Genomic DNA, 16,198 nt, shown 5'->3' with positions numbered 1-16,198 from the left:
CTACATGTTAGGAAAGGTTTATTCACTTATCGAGGAAACTAGAGGTGTAACGGGAAGGTGTATAACAGCCGAAGGGAGATCACTGTGCTTAGTCACAGTGATCCGTTCAGCGGAAAAAGTAATCTGCTGCTGATGGCTAATCTCGACTTGTTGGAGTGTAAGAATAAAATAGTGATCCATATATTAAGCCTCATCGAAATTTCAGGCAAATCTATTAAAACAGACTAATAGAGTCTTTCATTTGACATAGGTCAGCTGACTTTTAAATTTAAAAGCCAAGAAAAGAGCAAGCTTTAGTTTATTGTCCTCAATCTATGAATCGTCCTCTGAAGAGAAGCGACAGTGTTTTACTGCTCATTTATCTATAGTAAACATCATTATTCTTGACTTTTCCATTCAAGAATGCCTGTTATATCTTCATAAATAGAATCTGGCGCTAACCCCAGCTTTTCTGAAGGAGCATTGCTTCTATTTATCCAAGCGGTATGAAATCCAAAATTCTTCGCACCCGAAATGTCCCACCCATTAGAGGACATGAAAAGAACTTCCTCTCTCTGAAATCCTAATTGAATCAATGCGTAATTATAGGCTGCTGCAGTTGGTTTATACTGCTTTACATCATCAATACTCAAAATCGAATGAAAAAAATGATTTATGCCTGCATTTTTGACCACTGACTGAAGCATGTGGTTTGTACCGTTTGATAATATTATAGCTTTTTTATTTTTAGTTCAGCTAATACCTTTTTAACTTCCTGATACAGAGCCAGCTCTGAATAGGCAGTAATTAGTTTATCCTCGATTTCTGCAGTCCAATCTTCATGATTTTGGGCAATAGCATACCTTAGTGCTTCTCTCGTAACCACTTCGAAGTTTTCGTACCTCCCCATTAACTGTCTTAAAAAAAGTAATTCAGCTGCTTATTTCTCCAGGATTGACTGATACTCAATCCTTTACCAGGAAAAATGTCATCGCATTTTTCTTTAACAGAATGAACATCGAAAAGTGTTCCGTATACATCGAATATAAATGCCTTAATCTCAGGCTTCAAGAGTCATCCTTCCCTTCCGCTTTATTGGTTTCAAAAGTTCTAAGAACATTTGATAACCTTCTTTCCTATTATTAAAACATTTAAGAAATGAAATAGGGGTGAAGTTAAAAGTATTTATCAACTGGTAGAAAGCATAGATAAAAATGCCTTTAAGTACCAATGTGGCAGCTAACCTAATTTAAGCACTTCTTGCACCTTATCCGCATTTACAGACCATTTCAATCCCTTTTTGATATATCCCTCCTTTTTTAAAGTGGATATCATGGCACTGGTGGTTTCCCGGGTGGATCCAACCATTCCGGCAATGTCTGCATGAGTCAATTTCATATTAATGGTTTGCCATTCATTTTTCCGTTTACCTGTTTTTTCACTGAGTTTCAAAAAGAGAAACAATATGCGGTATTTTACATCATTCAAGGCAATTTTTTCACTGAGTGTGTAAACTTCTTTTAATCGATGAGACAGAATGTTGATTAACTTCAAAGCAATTTTAGGATTGTTTTCGATAAAGTTTTCGAATTCGACAATTCCAATAACACAAAGATAAGTATCGGTCATTGCTTCAGTAAATATATCATCGTCTGTTAAAGATAAAGTAGACGTCTCACCAAAAATATTTCCACTAGTAAGAATATCAACAGTGAACTGTTTTCCTTGATGATTCATCCTGTATAGTCGCACTTGTCCTTCCTTCAAGAGGAAAAGAGCTGGTATCGGCTGGTCGGGTGAGGTAATAATAGTCCCTTTTTTTACGGGACGCATCTCACTCATTTTATCAATGACTTTCAATTCTTCCATAGGCAGTTCATCGAATAAGCTTATGTGTGATAATAAAGTTAATTTGTCCATTTTTCTATTCCTTCCATTCTGAATGTAATCTCCCTTACTGCACATATTAGTACGTCATCGTAAACTAATTAGGAAGGAGGGAGGATCAATGCTTTTATTGTACACGATAGAAGGTTGTTCACAATGTCATAAAGTAAGAGGCCGGCTAAATTCCCTTTCACTGCCTTTTATTGAACGCAATATCTTAAAGCATAAATCGCTTGCGGCAGAGCTGCAAGCCATTAACGGCGAAGTTGTCATTCCAGCATTACGAGCGGACAACAAAATATTTACTGGCTGCCAATTAAACAAGATTCTAAAAGATGAGAATGTACATGAGCTCCACTTATATGTTGATGGATGTTAGAGCATAGCCCTTCTTTCGTAAAGCAAAGTACTGTTATTTTAGCTTTGGAAATACAAAAATACAGTAACCTTTCTTACATTCCGCATGACTAAGATGCGGTAATACCTATCTAAAAGTGTAACTGCATGATGCCTGGCCAAGATCGATTGTCGGGAATGTTCATGTGATCCTATGAAACAAGGGGGATGATCTATCACCGAAACTTGATTCAGAAGTCAGAGTAATACTAACCTTTTTGAAGAATCAAAAAGACGATACTTTTGTATCCTTCTTTCTTTTTTCAATTGATAGATATACCGCCTAAGCAATTATTACAATCACTGTAAGCCTTCATACAAAACTGAATGCTGGCAGCACTGTAAGATATAAGTGAGTTAAATTCATAAAAAAGGTGATGCTTATGAAAAAAAGATGGGTTCAGATAGGGTTGGTCAGTCTATTGATTATTGTACTTATTATAATCAACAGGACTGTGCTTGATCTATCACCAGAAGCAATAAAGGCGCAGATCCTTTCTATAGGAATCTGGGCTCCTGTTTTGTTTGTAATTGTATATACATTCAGACCTTTAATATTATTTCCTGCCTCCGTTCTATCGCTTGCAGGCGGGCTGGCTTTTGGTCCGGCTTTAGGAACCGCTTTAACTGTTACAGGGGCATCTTTAGGGGCAGCTTTGGCATTTTTTGTTGCCCGAAAAATCGGGAAGGGAAAGTGGCAGTGGAAGAATGGAGGTAAAACTGCATTTATTCAAAAGAAAGTAGAGGGAAATGGTTTTACTGTAGTGCTCTTGCTTCGTTTAATTCCGCTTTTTAATTTTGACTTAATCTCATATGCAGCTGGTGCTTCTAAAGTACGCTTCTCACATTTTTTTTCGGGAACAGTAGCAGGGATCATTCCTGGAACCTTCGCTTATAACTTCCTGGGTTCCAGTGCTGCATCGCAGAACAATATGATTATTATAGCAGCCATTGCGTTTTTTATAATCTTAACTATTGTACCGGTTTTATTTAAGAATAAAATCAAAAGATACTTAGAGAATCATTAAAAAGGAAATTCTTAAATCCTTGAACAGAGTTTGCATGGCTTCATTTTTTCAAGAATGAAGATGAATATAATAATCAACATTTAGGGTATATAGCGAATTCCACTTGAAAATGTAAGCTGCGTTACAGAGGAACCGTAATAGATTGTAAGAACTTTTAAATCCATGTTAATGTTTGATTGTACCAACCGGTTGGCATTAATATTTTCCATTGATAATAGGTATTAAGAGATTCCAGAAAACCTAGTTTGCTATAAGTATTATTCACCTGCAGCAGGCTCAATTTTAAAAAAGACTATTCCTCGCTGTGGGTCATCCAGTGAAATATTAAGACAAAATGCATAAATGTTGCAACATCAAATATTTAGCTGTTGACCTTTAGTTTGTTTTGCTATTTAAAAGAATATCAAGCACCAAGAGATTTATTTGGTTGAATTTTCTTGGGTATTACTAAAAATAGTAGGAAAAGGAGATAGATGAAATGTCTAAAATGATCGAGAAAATTACCGCTTCTTCAAAGGGTATGAATACTAGAGGTTCTTCACACCAACATACAGTTGTGATTGATGAACCGCATAAAATGGGAGGGACAGACAAGGGTGCCAATCCTTTAGCAACTCTTCTAATATCATTAAGCGGTTGTGAAAATGCAATTGCAAATTTTGTTGCCAAAGAAATAAATTTTGATCTTCAAGGCATTGAATTCGAAGTTACTGGGGAGATAGACCCCCGAGGAATGATGGGAGAAGAAGGGGTTCGTCCATATTTTGAAAAAATTACAGTAAACGCTAAGGTTCAGACAAGCGAGTCAGAAGAACGAGTGCAAGAACTTCAACGCATTGTGGATACTCGTTGTCCAATTTATACAACTCTTGTTGCTGCAAACGTAGAAATGATCGCTAGCTGGAAAAAAGCATAAGCAATTATAAAGACGAGTAAGCTTTAAGCTTACTCGTCTTTAAATTGATTTTCAGCAGAAATGATGGGCCAAATTTACTTTTCTTAAGCTCACTTGAACCAATGAATAACAACGCGCAAAGCGTAGTTTAGTTCAGCTTGCTTATGTAAAATGTTCCAATTTGTTAAATATCCCTCATAATTCTTCGAGCCTCTGCAAGCCGCTGTAAGGTAGTGAATACTTCAACAAACAGAAATAACAGGGTGAATAAAGTTAAATAGTCTGCAAGCAGAATCATTAGTGAGAATAAAATGAAGCCTTCAGTCCGTTCAGCCAATCCAGCCTGATAGTAAAACGATTTAATTCCTTTTTTCTCAGAGAGAGCTCCTACTGTAAGGAAAATAGTCATTGCATATATAATAGATACACTTAGAAGCAGAAGAGCCCACATCGAATCTGGATATCGGAACGCCAGACCCAGAATTACACTGATTTCAACGAGCCTGTCAAAACTTACATCAAGGAGAGTTCCCCATGCAGAGCTCTTAGTTTTTCTGGCCATCGATCCATCAACTGCATCCAGAAAGCCTGAGAACCAAAGAACAATTATCGCGACGACTGCGAAATCAAAGTAAATAAAGAAACCTGAAGTGACTCCGATCATAAAAGAAATGGTTGTTACTTGGTTTGCATTTAATCCCCATGTTAAGAGAACATCTGCTGTTTTTCCGATAAAAGGCTGTACATATTTACGAGCATGAGTATCAAGCAATTGCATTCACCTGCTTTTTTCTTTACTTTTTGGATTATTATAGGTCAAAAGTATAGTAATGGATGTAACATCGATTACTCCTATAAATATTATTTATTGGAGACTCTGCTTGCGTGTAAGGTGTCTTACTGAAATAGCGTAAAAAGTAACTTATACTACTTTCATGTAATCAATCAGTTGAATTTTACACTTTACATTTTATAAAATCCAATATCAAGATGAAAGAGGGATTATTCATGAATAAATATGATCTAATTGTCATTGGTGCAGGTGCAGGAGGTTTAACTGTAGCTGCGGGGGCAGCCAGCCTTGGAGCCTCTGTTGCATTAATAGAAAAGAACTCAGAATTAGGAGGCGACTGTCTTCATTATGGCTGTGTGCCTTCAAAGGCTCTAATTACTGCTGCAAAGGAAGTTCATCAGGCACAGAAGGCAGCTAGAGAGTTTGGACTAACATTTGAAGGCAGTCCCTCTATTGTACAAGCAATGAATCGTGTCAGAGAATCAATTTCTGATATTCAACATCATGACAGTAAAGATCGTTTCACAAAGCTCGGAGTCAAGATTTATTCAGGAAAAGGAAGCTTTGTTGACTCTCATGTTATTCAAATAGACGAAGGAGAAAAGATCTACGGGAAACGGATTGTCATTGCTACAGGCTCCAGACCGAATATCCCCCCAACAGAAGGGCTGAAGGAAAGTGGATTTCTTACTAATGAAACGATTTTCAATGTGAAAGAAGTCCCTAAACGCCTAGTGGTAATCGGCGGAGGACCAATTGGGCTTGAGATGGCTCAATCCTTTGCCAGATTCGGATCTGAAGTAACGGTTATTGAAGCGAATGACAAAGTCTTCGGCAGGGAAGATCATGATATTCAAAAGAGGATTTATGAAGAACTGAAAAGTGAACTATCTTTCTTATTTAACAGCAAGGTAATTCATGTAGCAGTTGCAGCCGGCAAAAAGGTGGTTACAGTTGAAACAAAAGGAAAAAATATCGAGTTAGAAGCAGATGAAATTCTTCTTTCAGCTGGAAGAAAGCCTAATACAGATCTGTTGAACCTCGATAAGATTAGTGTCAAATCTAATAGAGGAAATATACAGGTTAATGAGTACTTACAAACAACAGTTCCTCACATTTATGCTATTGGAGATACCAATGGGCACTTTCCATTTACCCATAAAGCAGGTCTTGAGGGAAAACTAGTAGTCAGAAATGCGGTTTTCGGTGTAAAAGAAAAAGTTAACTATGATCATGTACCGTGGGTAACGTTTACGGAACCAGAAGTGTTTCATTTAGGATTAACAGAAACCGAAGCAAGAGAAGCACATTCAAAAGTGAAAGTGTACACTGTGTTATCAGAGGACGTAGATCGATTTGTAACCGAACGTGATTCTACAGGATTTATCAAAATCATCACAGATAAAAAAGGTTATATTCTAGGAGCACATGCAGTGGGAAAAAATGCAGGAGACTGGATGCAGGAGATTGTTTTTGCCAAAACAAATAAGCATAAAATCGGTGATATATCCAATGTCATTCATCCATACCCAACACATGGGAGCATAGTTTCACAAGCAGCCGACCAATATTGGAGAGAAAAATTGTTTTCGGGAATCGTCCCTAAATTTGCTGAAAAATACATTCAGTGGTTCCGGTAAAAAACAAGCAGACCTATTAAAGGAAGAGGTGTCATTGAATGAAAAAGATCTTGTTCATATTACTTTTATTCGCATTGGTAGTGACTGCCTGTTCTCCTGCTGAAAACAGTACGGAAGACCAACTTGATGTATTAATTTCTGAATGGGAGGAAATTGAAAATGAAGCTGAAGGACAAACCGTCAATCTCTATATGTGGGGAGGCAGCAGTGCGATCAACAGGTATTTAGATGAATGGGCTGCTCCTCGCTTGAAAGAAGAGGCTGATATTACTTTGAATCGGATTCCTATGAATGATACTAAAGACATTATCAATCAGCTTCTTAATGAAAAACAAGTAAATAAAAAAATTGGAAGTATGGATGTCATTTGGCTGAATGGTGAAAACTTCAAGCTATCAAAAGAGAACGAGCTGCTTCTCGGTGCATTTGCTGAGAAGCTTCCAAATGTTGAAAAATATGTAAACTATCAATCGCCAGAGATAAATACTGACTTTGGTGAGAGAGTGAATGGATTGGAAGCCCCTTGGGGAATTTCCCAATTTGTTTTCGTTTATGATTCAGATAAGGTAAAAAAGCCACCTCAATCCATGTCAGAACTAAAAACATGGGTAAAAGAGAATCCTGGTAAATTTACCTATCCCGCACCTCCTGATTTTACAGGAAGCGCCTTTACAAGAATGGCTCTTTACGAGTTAACCGGCGGCTACGATCAGTACAGCCAGCCTTTGGAGGATGAAAACCAGTTCATAAAATCCTCTGCCTCTGTCTGGGAGTACTTGAATGATATAGAACCCTATTTATGGAGAAAAGGGCAAACGTATCCAGAAAGCCTGGCGAAAGCCGACCAGCTCTACTCTAACGGAGAGATTTGGATGACAATGGGATACGATCCTGCCAAGGCAGCTACAGAAATCCAGAAGGGAACATTTCCAGAAACCACAAAAACATCCCTTTTCACCGGCGGGACATTGTCCAATACTCACTACTTATCTATTCCATATAATGCTCCCAATAAAGCAGGAGCAATGAGAGTGATTAACTTCCTTCTCTCTCCTGAAGCTCAAATAACGAAGCAAGACCCTGATTACTGGGGAGATATCATGGCACTGCACCCTGAAAAGCTGTCAGACAAACAAAGGGAATCAGTGAACAGCCTTTTTGATGGCGACTCGATTCTGCCAGTAGAAACTCTAGCCGGCAACCGCCTTCCAGAGCTGTCAGCACAGTATGTTGAAGCTGTAGAGAAGGGCTGGATGGAACATGTGGCGAAAGAATAAATTTCTGCACTTTATCCTGCCAGCGACTGTAACAATGGTAATCTTATTCTATGGGGGAATTTTTAATGGAATTCTGCAAAGTGCAGGATATAACCCTGCTGCAGGGCAGTACGAGTGGTCTTTACAAGCGTATAAAGCTTTGCTGTCTTCTGAGGAGTTCTGGAAATCACTAACGCTGAGTTTACGTGTTGCATTATTATCTTCAATGTTTTCAGCAGTCCTTGGGATGATGGCGGCCATTTGTCTGGTCTGGCTTTCAGGAACTATCAATACACAGCTGTTGAATCGTTTTTTTCAGCTTCCATTAACAATTCCACACCTGGTTGGAGCGTATTTAATGGTTCTTTTGTTTATGCAGAGCGGATGGCTTTCAGGAATACTTTACAAGGCAGACTTCATTGATGATCCATCTCAATTCCCCATCCTTGTGAACGAACCATTCGGTTGGGGAATGATTTTGGCTTATGTGTGGAAAGAAGCTCCTTTTATTTCCTTGATGGTCTACCCGGTCCTGAAGCGAATTAATGAATCATGGAAAGAAGTTGCTTCTGTTTATGGAGCTAATCCGTTCCAGTCTTTTCGGTACATCATGTTACCGCTTGTTCTGCCTGCATGGATTTCAGCTGCATTTATAGTTTTCGCCTTTACTTTTTCGGCTTTTGAGGTTCCATTTTTACTTGGCGTAACTTATCCTAAAATGCTATCAGTACTCTCTTATGAACATTTTTCTAACGGAGGGTTGGAAAATCGGCCGGAAGCAATGGCAATAAACCTTATCCTTGCCTTTATTACTGCCTTGCTTGGACTTATATCTTATCGGCTGAGTCGAAAATGGAGTAAGAAGGAAAGTGGTTGGAATTGATGAAAAAAATAGTTCATTCTCTGCATATTTTTATAATAATTATGATGATTATCATCATTTTAATACCCTTTATCCCCTTGGTGCTAACAAGTATGTCAAGTCAGTGGAGATGGCCGCAAATAGTCCCTGAAGTAATACAAGGAAGGGCTTGGCTGTATTTATTTTCGGAGCATTCGGGAACGTTTGACGCTTTATGGACAAGTATAATTATTGCGCTTATCGTCACTTTCATCAATCTTCTGCTGGCCATTCCAGCAGGAGATGCCCTTGGCAGGATGAATACAAGAGGAAAGTGGTTCATAGAGGCTGTTATGTATGCCCCTATTGTTATCCCTTCCTTTGTTGCAGTGATGGGAATTCATTCTATTCTTCTTCGTGTGGGACTTACAGGCACGATGACAGGAGTGGTTCTTGCCCATATTCCACCAACTCTGCCTTATATGTTGAGAGCCATGACTATCAGCTATCAAACGATCGGGCATCAGTGGGAAGAACTAGCAAGAATGCTTGGAGCTGGGCGCTTCCAGCGGTTTTGGTTCGTCGTACTTCCGCGGTTGATTCCGGGAATCATCGCAGGAGCGAGCTTAAGCATACTTATCTCTTTAAGCCAGTATTTGATTACATTTCTGATCGGCAGCGGACAGGTGATCACTCTACCGATTATCATGTTTCCCTTTATTACGGGAGGAGACCCTTCAATTGCCTCCGCTTATACGGTGGTATTTACTCTAGCCGCTATAGGGACCCTGTTATTGATGGATTTCTTGCTAAGAACCTATTTCAAACATACAAACAAAACAATGGGTATAAAAGGCAGGCTATAAGATTCTGAAAAGGAGATAGAAAATGTCAGAAATTCACCTAGATAACATTAAGAAAAGTTTTGAAGTGAAAAACGGACAAAGTGACCGCGCTCCATTTTCAATTGGTCCTGTAAACCTGTTCATTGAAAATGGCGAGTTTTTTACTATTATTGGTCCATCTGGAAGCGGAAAGTCAACCCTTCTCAGGTTGGTCGCCGGGTTGATCGAACCAAGTGAAGGAAACCTTTTCGTCAATGGAGTTGATGTCACAGGAAACCAGGCAGAAACAAGAAATTTCAGCATGGTGTTTCAAGAAGCACTGTTGTTTCCACATATGAACGTCGCTGAAAATGTCGCTTTTGGGTTGAAAATAAAAAGAATCAATAAGAAGGAACGAATGATGCGAGTGAAGAGGATATTAGAGAAAGTAGGATTAAATGGATACGAGAACAAGAATCCTGCAGAGTTGAGCGGAGGGCAGCAGCAAAGGGTTTCTTTAGCGAGAGCACTTGTTATGGATCCTCATGTATTGTTAATGGATGAACCTTTCAGTGCACTGGATTTCGAATTAAGGGAAGAGATGAGAGACCTGGTTAAAACCATTGCAGAAGATAGCAATACAACACTCATTTTTGTCACTCACGATCGTGAGGAGGCGTTTCAATTATCAGACCGCATCGCAATAATAGTGAACGGACGGGTGGTACAAGTAGGAACACCTCATCAGTTGTATACCGCACCAAGTACAATTGAATCAGCTGCATTCTTAGGAGCTAAAAATATACTGAAAGGTTTCAAGAAAGATGGGGCATTTACGTCTGTAAGCAGCACGATCTCCTTTCAAACAACAACTAAAAACTGTGAAAACGACGGTCACTGTCATCTCATATTGCGTCCAGAACTCTTTTATCCGGATGACAGGGAAGGTCAAGCTCATCAAGCAATCGATGGGGAAGGAGTTATTCGTGTATCAGGAGTCGTTACCAAATCATCATTTTACCAAGGAATTCACCACTTAAAACTAGATGAAGGCACCATGGAAATTCAAGCGAAAATTCAACTTATGTATGAATGGCATGTTCAGGAAGGAGATCATGTGACGCTGACCTATCCTATTTCGCACGCAATTATCATATGACTTCAGGTTGCTTGGTTTATAAGGGTTTAGTAACATTTTATATTTATATAAAAATTTAATAGAAGACAAAGTTTATCAATAAGAGGTTGATAAGCTATATATACAGAAAACCCATAATAAGCTCATTCTTTCAAACAAGTTATAGGAAAAAAGGCACTAAGGCACGTCATAGTTCGCAAGAGATACCCTCGTAAGCAAGAAAGAAAAGAGCAGCTCTCTCTCTGTTTAAAAAGAAAAATCTCGTTTCCAGGAAAAATCCGGCTCTAGGAATTTTCCTGGAGAAGCAATCAAGTCTTAACCCTTCTATAAATATTGCTTTAAAAACTTTTTATCAATTAGGCTTTTTATTTTCCAAGGCAGCCGGCCATGCCAATAAAAATCACCGTATAATAGCATGGCTTGCTTTCCCCCTGTTGATAAAATAGACAAGTATCTCTTCTGAGGAGAAAATTCAATTCGCGGCCTATTCGATAATATCCGCTTAATATTCTCCCATAAAACAGGACCTTGCCGGACAGCATAAACACCATTTTTAGCCAAGCGTGGATGAGATAGCAATGTTACACAATCACCTGCACCCAAAATAAACGGGTGGCTAGTACTCTGGAGAGTATCCGATACTGTCATATATCCTTCCTTCGTTGCCGTAATGCCGCTTTCTTTAAAAATTGGAAAAGAAGATGGTCCAGTAACAAATAAAACTCCTGAATGCGAAAGAGTTTGTTTATTGGTTTTAAGGACTTTTATGGAAACTTCTTCTACGTGTTCACCAGTAAATAATCGTGCACCTTTTTTTCTGCATTCCTTTTCAAGCCTCTTAGATGCGCTGGCAGATTCATTAGAAATCAGTCGGTTTGAGCTGATTAGAGTTACCGTTCCATCCATTTTCAGCTTTTTCTTTCTTTGTAATAAGGCAAGACAAAGTTCAACACCCGCAGCTCCTCCGCCTACTATTATTGGAGACGAAGCGTTTTGTAATTCCTTAATAATAGAGGGGACGCGATAATTGGGCTTGACTGTATTAATATTTACTCCACTTACCTGGTTGACCTTTGTACTTGAACCGATATCAAAGGAGGCATGAGAGAAGGACAAGGAGCAGCCGTTTCCGAGTATCAATTTCTTTTCGGATATTAAGATTTTCTCTGCTGAGTCCTGGATGAATTCAACTCCTGATTTCCTGCATAGTTCTTCCAGATTAACCCGAATTTCAGATTCAGGATAAATCCCTTCGGCAAAACCAGAAAACATCCCTGAGTAGTATTGATATTTACTTGGAGATACTAGTATAAACCGGGTATTTGAGAGAGGTTCTTTTCTGATTTGCTTTAAGCAATGGAGATGAGCATGTCCCCCTCCAACTAAAATTACTTTGTGCATATTGTATCTCCTTCCGTATCTTATAGGGATATTATACAGGTAATGAGAAGATATATACTGTAACTCTTATTACAGTATATATCTCTTGTAATAGTTGACTATTATGTTTGAGAAGCAGCTGATTTACAGCCTGATTATCAAGACGGGAAGAGAAATCTTTTCATCAAATCTACCTTTGAAATTAAACGAAAAATAGTATGAAGAGAAGCCTAATGATTTAAAAAATTTCATTATAGGATTCTACTTGTTAATATAGAAGAAGAATGGATTTAAACTAACAGTTTGCTTAAAAGGAGGATTTGCATTGCTATTGCAAAAAATAAAAGACATCCAACTTCGCGGACTTGATGGGAACATGGTCTCGTTAAAGGACTACCACGGAAAAAATACACTCATTTTCATGTGGGCTTCCTGGTGACGCTGCAGGGAGCAACTGCCTGGATGGCAGAAATTTTATCATAAATATAAATATGCTGGCTTTGATATTTTATCTGTGTCTGTCGATATTAAAGGTGCTGAAGTAGTTAGACCATTTGCAGATGAAATGCCATTCACGACCGTTGTTGATGAGGATAATAGCTTCTCCAACCAATTTGGATTTAAAATTGTTCCCAATGGAATCTTTATAGATAAAGAAGGGACAATCCGCTTGATCAAACAAGGATTTCAGGTGTCCAATGAAGAACATACAGAGGGAATAAGGAAGCTGATCTTTGAAGAAGTGGAGAAGGTTGAGCTTGATGACCAGTATTTCAATCCTTCAGAAGGTCCCACTCAACTTGAAAAGGAACTTTCTCAAACCAAGTTCAAGCTTGCTATGGAATACTCTCGCAATGGAAAGAAAGAAGAGGCGCTAACAGAATTGGATAGCGCTTTAGCACTTGATAAGGACAACTACTTGATTCGTAAGCAGCGGTGGTATTTAAGACATCCCGAAAAGTTCAACCCAATTATCGATTTGGATTGGCAGAAGAAACAATTAGAAATAGAAAAAGCTGAAGAAGCCCAATTAAAGGGTGAATTGATCTGCGGTCCTGAAGGCTGTGCAATTCCAGGTAAAAATAAAAATTATTTCAGTATAAAACAGAGGTTGACCCCTCTGTTTTATTATTGCGCAAGAACAATCTTCAAAAGCCTTTCCTGATTCTCGGTTTCAACTCTCTCAGCTAACCTCGCAGCAGCAATAATAGGCAGCCACTCAAAGATCTCAGACCTTAGTAAACCACTCTTCTGACAGTAAAGGTCTACATACTGTTCTGCCAAATCCGGGTAAAATTGAGAGTATAGCAGATAAGTTCTGCATACATCTGCGCGGATATCGCCGGCACTTGAATCGACCCAGTCAATAATATGGATTTTTTCATCTGATTTAATCAAGTTAAATAAGTGAAAGTCCCCGTGGCAGAGCCTGCTTACATAATTAATGGATTCTAACTTTTGCAGTAAACCGGACTTCTGTCTTCCATCCAATTGAGAAGCAGACTCTATTTGCCTGCGCAATTTATCATTCATGGATTCAAGAGATTTCGGTATGATGCTATGTATCTGCTGCTGGATATCAATCGACATCCTGAGATACTTTTCAGCCAGGCTTTTATCTTCAAAGAATAAATCGCCTAATGTTCTTCCTTTAACGAATTCCATGATGATTGCTTGTTTGTTGTTCACCGAAGTAACTTCAAGCACTGCAGGGACAGGAAGACAAGCCGCATGGGCCAAACTCTGCTTACTGGCCTCCTTTGCCGATTCTGTATCTGGAAGATGATCTTTAAAGATTTTAATTATCTTATTCTCGTGAAGGTATATATCTGCAGTGTTTCCCTTGGCTATTGGGGGACCCAGGTTCATTGAAGTCATGTTCTTCCTCCTGTATAAATAATATTGTTATGAGAAAATGGGAGTGAATGGTTAATGCTTAATGCTTAATCACTAAAAAGCTATATAGGTTAATGAATAGAAGTATTGATAAAATTCATTTTTAATGTACATATCGCAATAGAATAGCAGCTCGTTTCTGTTAGAGTTAAATACAAGGAGGGGAAGCGGATGAAAATCCTGCGGCTGATAATGGATTTGGTTGGACTGCTGTTTCTTGGTGCGGCCCTTTATCACTTATTTATTGATTCAGAATTTTTTTCTTCATTAATTTTCATGATTCTTGGTGTGCTGCTATTTTTGTTCAGGGGCTTTGAAATGGTCACTGATAGAAAAGCAAGGCGGTAATACATTTAGATTTTGCACAGAAGGAAGAGTGCTTAAAGTAATTAAGCACTCTAATGGGCTTATCTTCAATCCTTCTGGTTCATTCTTTTAACAGAGTCTAAATCCAAGGTAAAAAACTCCGAATAATCCTCTAGATGAAAGTCTGCTATATCGCTGTGTGCTTGGAAAAGGCAGGTCGGGATTCCCAGTTCCTTCGCCGGCAGTAAATCTAATTCGCGGTCTCCAATGGCCAAGTCGATTCTATGCTTCTCATGCAAGTAAATATAGGATTCAGGATGCGGTTTCGGGCAAATCCATCATCAATTGTTACAATATCCTCGAAATAGTTCTCCCAGCCATAATGCTTCAAGATAGCTGAAACACCAGCTCTGTCTTTGTGAGTCATGATGACGTTTTTGTCAGCATATTTTAGTATTTCCTCCACATGATCAAAGGGCTTCATTTCGCTTGGATGGAGGTCTATCCTTAATGCTGTCATTTCATCCTGTTTTTCATTAGATACCTGATAGTGTTCCATAGCATGCGAATAGGAAACCTTCAGCTTTTTATAAATTTCATTCTTATCATATTCATCCCCAAGTACTGTATGAAGCACTTTTGTATAAGCAGGGTAGGTATCAAATAATGTTCCATCGAAGTCCCATAGTATGTTCATGCAATCACCCTTTTTAGTATTATAGTAGAATAAATTCGCCAATTGGAGGCTGAGTCCTTCTTTTTATTAAGAAACGGGTAAGGTAAGTATTATTCCATGACACTAATTTTTTACAGTAAAAAAGGTAAATTATGCTAAAGTAAAGCGAGGGAGGTTGGTTCACCATGATTGATTGGATTGTTGCAGCTGCTTTTGCTGTTGCCATTATATATAAAATAAATAAAAATAGAGATCTCCTAAAGACGTTTACTAAGACTCAGATATTCTGTGTAGCTGTATCTTATATAGCAGCAACCATAGCAGCCTTTGTCTGTATCTATTTTTTCGGTAATTGGATTGCCAGTTTTGTTCAAAATAGCTTTATAAGATTCATCATTTTCTTCGCTGTTATCATAACAACGATGTTTGTATGTATCTCTATTTTAAATAGGGCCCTGAAAAAGATAACCAACGGCGTTCTGCCCGGAAAGTAATTTGCGGATGCTGATGAGAACTATTATACTCTCGGTTTTATTAAGTGCTGTACCTTACACTTTGTATGTGAATCTATACAACAAAGAAGAATTCCGAAAAGTTCAGGTTGATGACCAAGTTCCTGATTTCACCTTCCTAGTGAAGGAAAGGCTCTGCTTATAAACTTCTGGGGAAGCTGGTGCAGCCCCTGCAAAAAGGAAATGCCTGCAATCCAGGAGGCATTTACTCAATATAAGGATCAAGGTTTTGAGTTCGTTACCAATCATATTCGAGAGTCGGAATATGTTGTAAATAAATTCTTGGAGAGCAACCATCTTTCCCTTCCGGTTGTAATGGGCAAGGAAGGAGAGGTATATGATGCTTACGGCACCAAAAATCTTCCCGCTTCTTTTTTTGTTACGCCTGAAGGAAAAGTGAAAAGAATCTATCAAGGAGAAATGACCAAAGAAGATATTGATATGTGGGTGAAAGAGATTCTGCCTAAGGGATGAGCTGTGTGATTCTGACTCAACTGTCGTTATCTAGGAGAATGGTGATCACACCGGCCTGCAAAATGTGAATACGGGCCGTTATCCAAGGCAAATTGCTTTTTCACCGGCCTGTAAAGTACAGCTGCAGGCCATTATCTCGGGCAAATTGCTTTTTCGATGGCCCGCAAAGTGAAGATACGGGCCAATATCTTGTGTAGATCTCTTTTTCAACGGCCCGCAAAGTCAAGATACGGACCATTATCTCGTGTAGACCTCTTTTTCAACGGCCCGCAAAGTC

General features: G+C 38.7%; 19 protein-coding genes and 2 pseudogenes. 13 read left to right on the top strand and 8 right to left on the bottom strand.

Annotated features, from left to right (window positions below):
* Positions 1–377: 377 nt before the first annotated feature.
* The 4 genes from B9Z54_RS26450 to B9Z54_RS08465 all read right to left on the bottom strand — a co-directional run bounded on the left by B9Z54_RS26450 (position 378) and on the right by B9Z54_RS08465 (position 1,899).
* Positions 378–674: an HAD hydrolase-like protein gene (locus tag B9Z54_RS26450; RefSeq protein ID WP_345840707.1), complete on the bottom strand. Its 297-nt coding sequence runs from the start codon at positions 672–674 to the stop codon at positions 378–380.
* 35 nt (positions 675–709) lie between these two features.
* A complete protein-coding gene (locus B9Z54_RS26445; RefSeq protein WP_345840706.1) occupies positions 710–889 on the bottom strand; it encodes an HAD family hydrolase in 180 nt (59 codons plus the stop codon).
* Between the two features lie 8 nt (positions 890–897).
* Entirely contained in the window at positions 898–1,050 is a 153-nt protein-coding gene (locus B9Z54_RS26440; RefSeq protein ID WP_345840705.1) for an HAD family hydrolase, read from the bottom strand.
* A gap of 168 nt (positions 1,051–1,218) precedes the next feature.
* Positions 1,219–1,899, bottom strand: coding sequence for a Crp/Fnr family transcriptional regulator (locus tag B9Z54_RS08465; protein WP_113927978.1), 681 nt, complete (start codon positions 1,897–1,899; stop codon positions 1,219–1,221).
* A gap of 88 nt (positions 1,900–1,987) precedes the next feature.
* Here B9Z54_RS08465 and B9Z54_RS08460 point away from each other — a divergent pair, with 88 nt between their 5' ends.
* The 3 genes from B9Z54_RS08460 to B9Z54_RS08450 all read left to right on the top strand — a co-directional run bounded on the left by B9Z54_RS08460 (position 1,988) and on the right by B9Z54_RS08450 (position 4,206).
* Positions 1,988–2,245, top strand: a complete 258-nt coding sequence (locus B9Z54_RS08460; protein ID WP_113927977.1) for a glutaredoxin family protein — start codon at positions 1,988–1,990, stop codon at positions 2,243–2,245.
* 400 nt (positions 2,246–2,645) lie between these two features.
* A complete protein-coding gene (locus B9Z54_RS08455; protein WP_240189847.1) occupies positions 2,646–3,290 on the top strand; it encodes a TVP38/TMEM64 family protein in 645 nt (214 codons plus the stop codon).
* Positions 3,291–3,768: 478 nt separating this feature from the next.
* Complete coding sequence (locus B9Z54_RS08450) at positions 3,769–4,206, top strand: OsmC family protein (RefSeq protein WP_113927975.1); 438 nt, start codon at positions 3,769–3,771, stop codon at positions 4,204–4,206.
* 163 nt (positions 4,207–4,369) lie between these two features.
* Here B9Z54_RS08450 and B9Z54_RS08445 read toward each other — a convergent pair whose 3' ends face one another.
* A complete protein-coding gene (locus B9Z54_RS08445) occupies positions 4,370–4,957 on the bottom strand; it encodes a CDP-alcohol phosphatidyltransferase family protein (protein WP_113927974.1) in 588 nt (195 codons plus the stop codon).
* Positions 4,958–5,193: 236 nt separating this feature from the next.
* Between B9Z54_RS08445 and B9Z54_RS08440 the strand changes: the two genes are divergently transcribed.
* The 5 genes from B9Z54_RS08440 to B9Z54_RS08420 all read left to right on the top strand — a co-directional run bounded on the left by B9Z54_RS08440 (position 5,194) and on the right by B9Z54_RS08420 (position 10,698).
* Positions 5,194–6,618, top strand: coding sequence for a dihydrolipoyl dehydrogenase family protein (locus B9Z54_RS08440; protein ID WP_113927973.1), 1,425 nt, complete (start codon positions 5,194–5,196; stop codon positions 6,616–6,618).
* 38 nt (positions 6,619–6,656) lie between these two features.
* Positions 6,657–7,895, top strand: a complete 1,239-nt coding sequence (locus tag B9Z54_RS08435; RefSeq protein ID WP_113927972.1) for an ABC transporter substrate-binding protein — start codon at positions 6,657–6,659, stop codon at positions 7,893–7,895.
* The gene (locus B9Z54_RS08430) at positions 7,879–8,757 is read left to right on the top strand and encodes an ABC transporter permease (protein ID WP_113927971.1); all 879 of its coding nucleotides are present in this window, start codon (positions 7,879–7,881) and stop codon (positions 8,755–8,757) included. Before B9Z54_RS08435 ends, B9Z54_RS08430 begins: the two co-directional genes overlap by 17 nt.
* Before the next feature lie 92 nt (positions 8,758–8,849).
* Positions 8,850–9,581, top strand: coding sequence for an ABC transporter permease (locus tag B9Z54_RS08425; RefSeq protein ID WP_240189846.1), 732 nt, complete (start codon positions 8,850–8,852; stop codon positions 9,579–9,581).
* A gap of 22 nt (positions 9,582–9,603) precedes the next feature.
* Entirely contained in the window at positions 9,604–10,698 is a 1,095-nt protein-coding gene (locus B9Z54_RS08420) for an ABC transporter ATP-binding protein (RefSeq protein ID WP_113927970.1), read from the top strand.
* Positions 10,699–11,001: 303 nt separating this feature from the next.
* Here the strand turns inward: B9Z54_RS08420 and B9Z54_RS08415 are convergent, their stop codons facing one another.
* Entirely contained in the window at positions 11,002–12,078 is a 1,077-nt protein-coding gene (locus B9Z54_RS08415) for an FAD-dependent oxidoreductase (RefSeq protein WP_113927969.1), read from the bottom strand.
* Between the two features lie 304 nt (positions 12,079–12,382).
* On the opposite strand from B9Z54_RS08415, the gene B9Z54_RS08410 reads away from it, so the two are divergent.
* On the top strand, positions 12,383–12,496 hold the full coding sequence (locus B9Z54_RS08410) for a redoxin domain-containing protein (protein ID WP_113927968.1): 114 nt from the start codon (positions 12,383–12,385) through the stop codon (positions 12,494–12,496).
* Between the two features lie 15 nt (positions 12,497–12,511).
* Positions 12,512–13,222, top strand: coding sequence for a TlpA disulfide reductase family protein (locus B9Z54_RS08405; protein ID WP_113927967.1), 711 nt, complete (start codon positions 12,512–12,514; stop codon positions 13,220–13,222).
* Here B9Z54_RS08405 and B9Z54_RS08400 read toward each other — a convergent pair.
* A complete protein-coding gene (locus B9Z54_RS08400) occupies positions 13,186–13,926 on the bottom strand; it encodes a phosphotransferase family protein (RefSeq protein WP_113928127.1) in 741 nt (246 codons plus the stop codon). The genes B9Z54_RS08405 and B9Z54_RS08400 overlap by 37 nt on opposite strands.
* A gap of 198 nt (positions 13,927–14,124) precedes the next feature.
* On the opposite strand from B9Z54_RS08400, the gene B9Z54_RS24755 reads away from it, so the two are divergent.
* On the top strand, positions 14,125–14,301 hold the full coding sequence (locus B9Z54_RS24755) for a hypothetical protein (protein WP_162785137.1): 177 nt from the start codon (positions 14,125–14,127) through the stop codon (positions 14,299–14,301).
* A gap of 65 nt (positions 14,302–14,366) precedes the next feature.
* On the opposite strand, the pseudogene B9Z54_RS08395 reads toward B9Z54_RS24755, so the two are convergent.
* Positions 14,367–14,956 (bottom strand): annotated as a pseudogene (locus tag B9Z54_RS08395) (HAD-IA family hydrolase).
* Between the two features lie 164 nt (positions 14,957–15,120).
* On the opposite strand from B9Z54_RS08395, the gene B9Z54_RS08390 reads away from it, so the two are divergent.
* Together B9Z54_RS08390 and B9Z54_RS08385 are read left to right on the top strand one after the other, a co-directional pair.
* Entirely contained in the window at positions 15,121–15,429 is a 309-nt protein-coding gene (locus B9Z54_RS08390; protein ID WP_113927966.1) for a hypothetical protein, read from the top strand.
* Positions 15,430–15,579: 150 nt separating this feature from the next.
* Positions 15,580–15,921, top strand: a pseudogene (locus B9Z54_RS08385) (redoxin domain-containing protein); the annotation flags it as partial.
* Positions 15,922–16,198 lie beyond the last annotated feature (277 nt).

Source organism: Bacillus sp. P14.5, from assembly GCF_003316765.1.
Taxonomy (GTDB): domain Bacteria; phylum Bacillota; class Bacilli; order Bacillales; family Bacillaceae_B; genus Rossellomorea.
The sequence above is the reverse complement of the archived record's forward strand: the minus strand, read 5'-3'. Positions and strand labels throughout refer to the sequence as shown.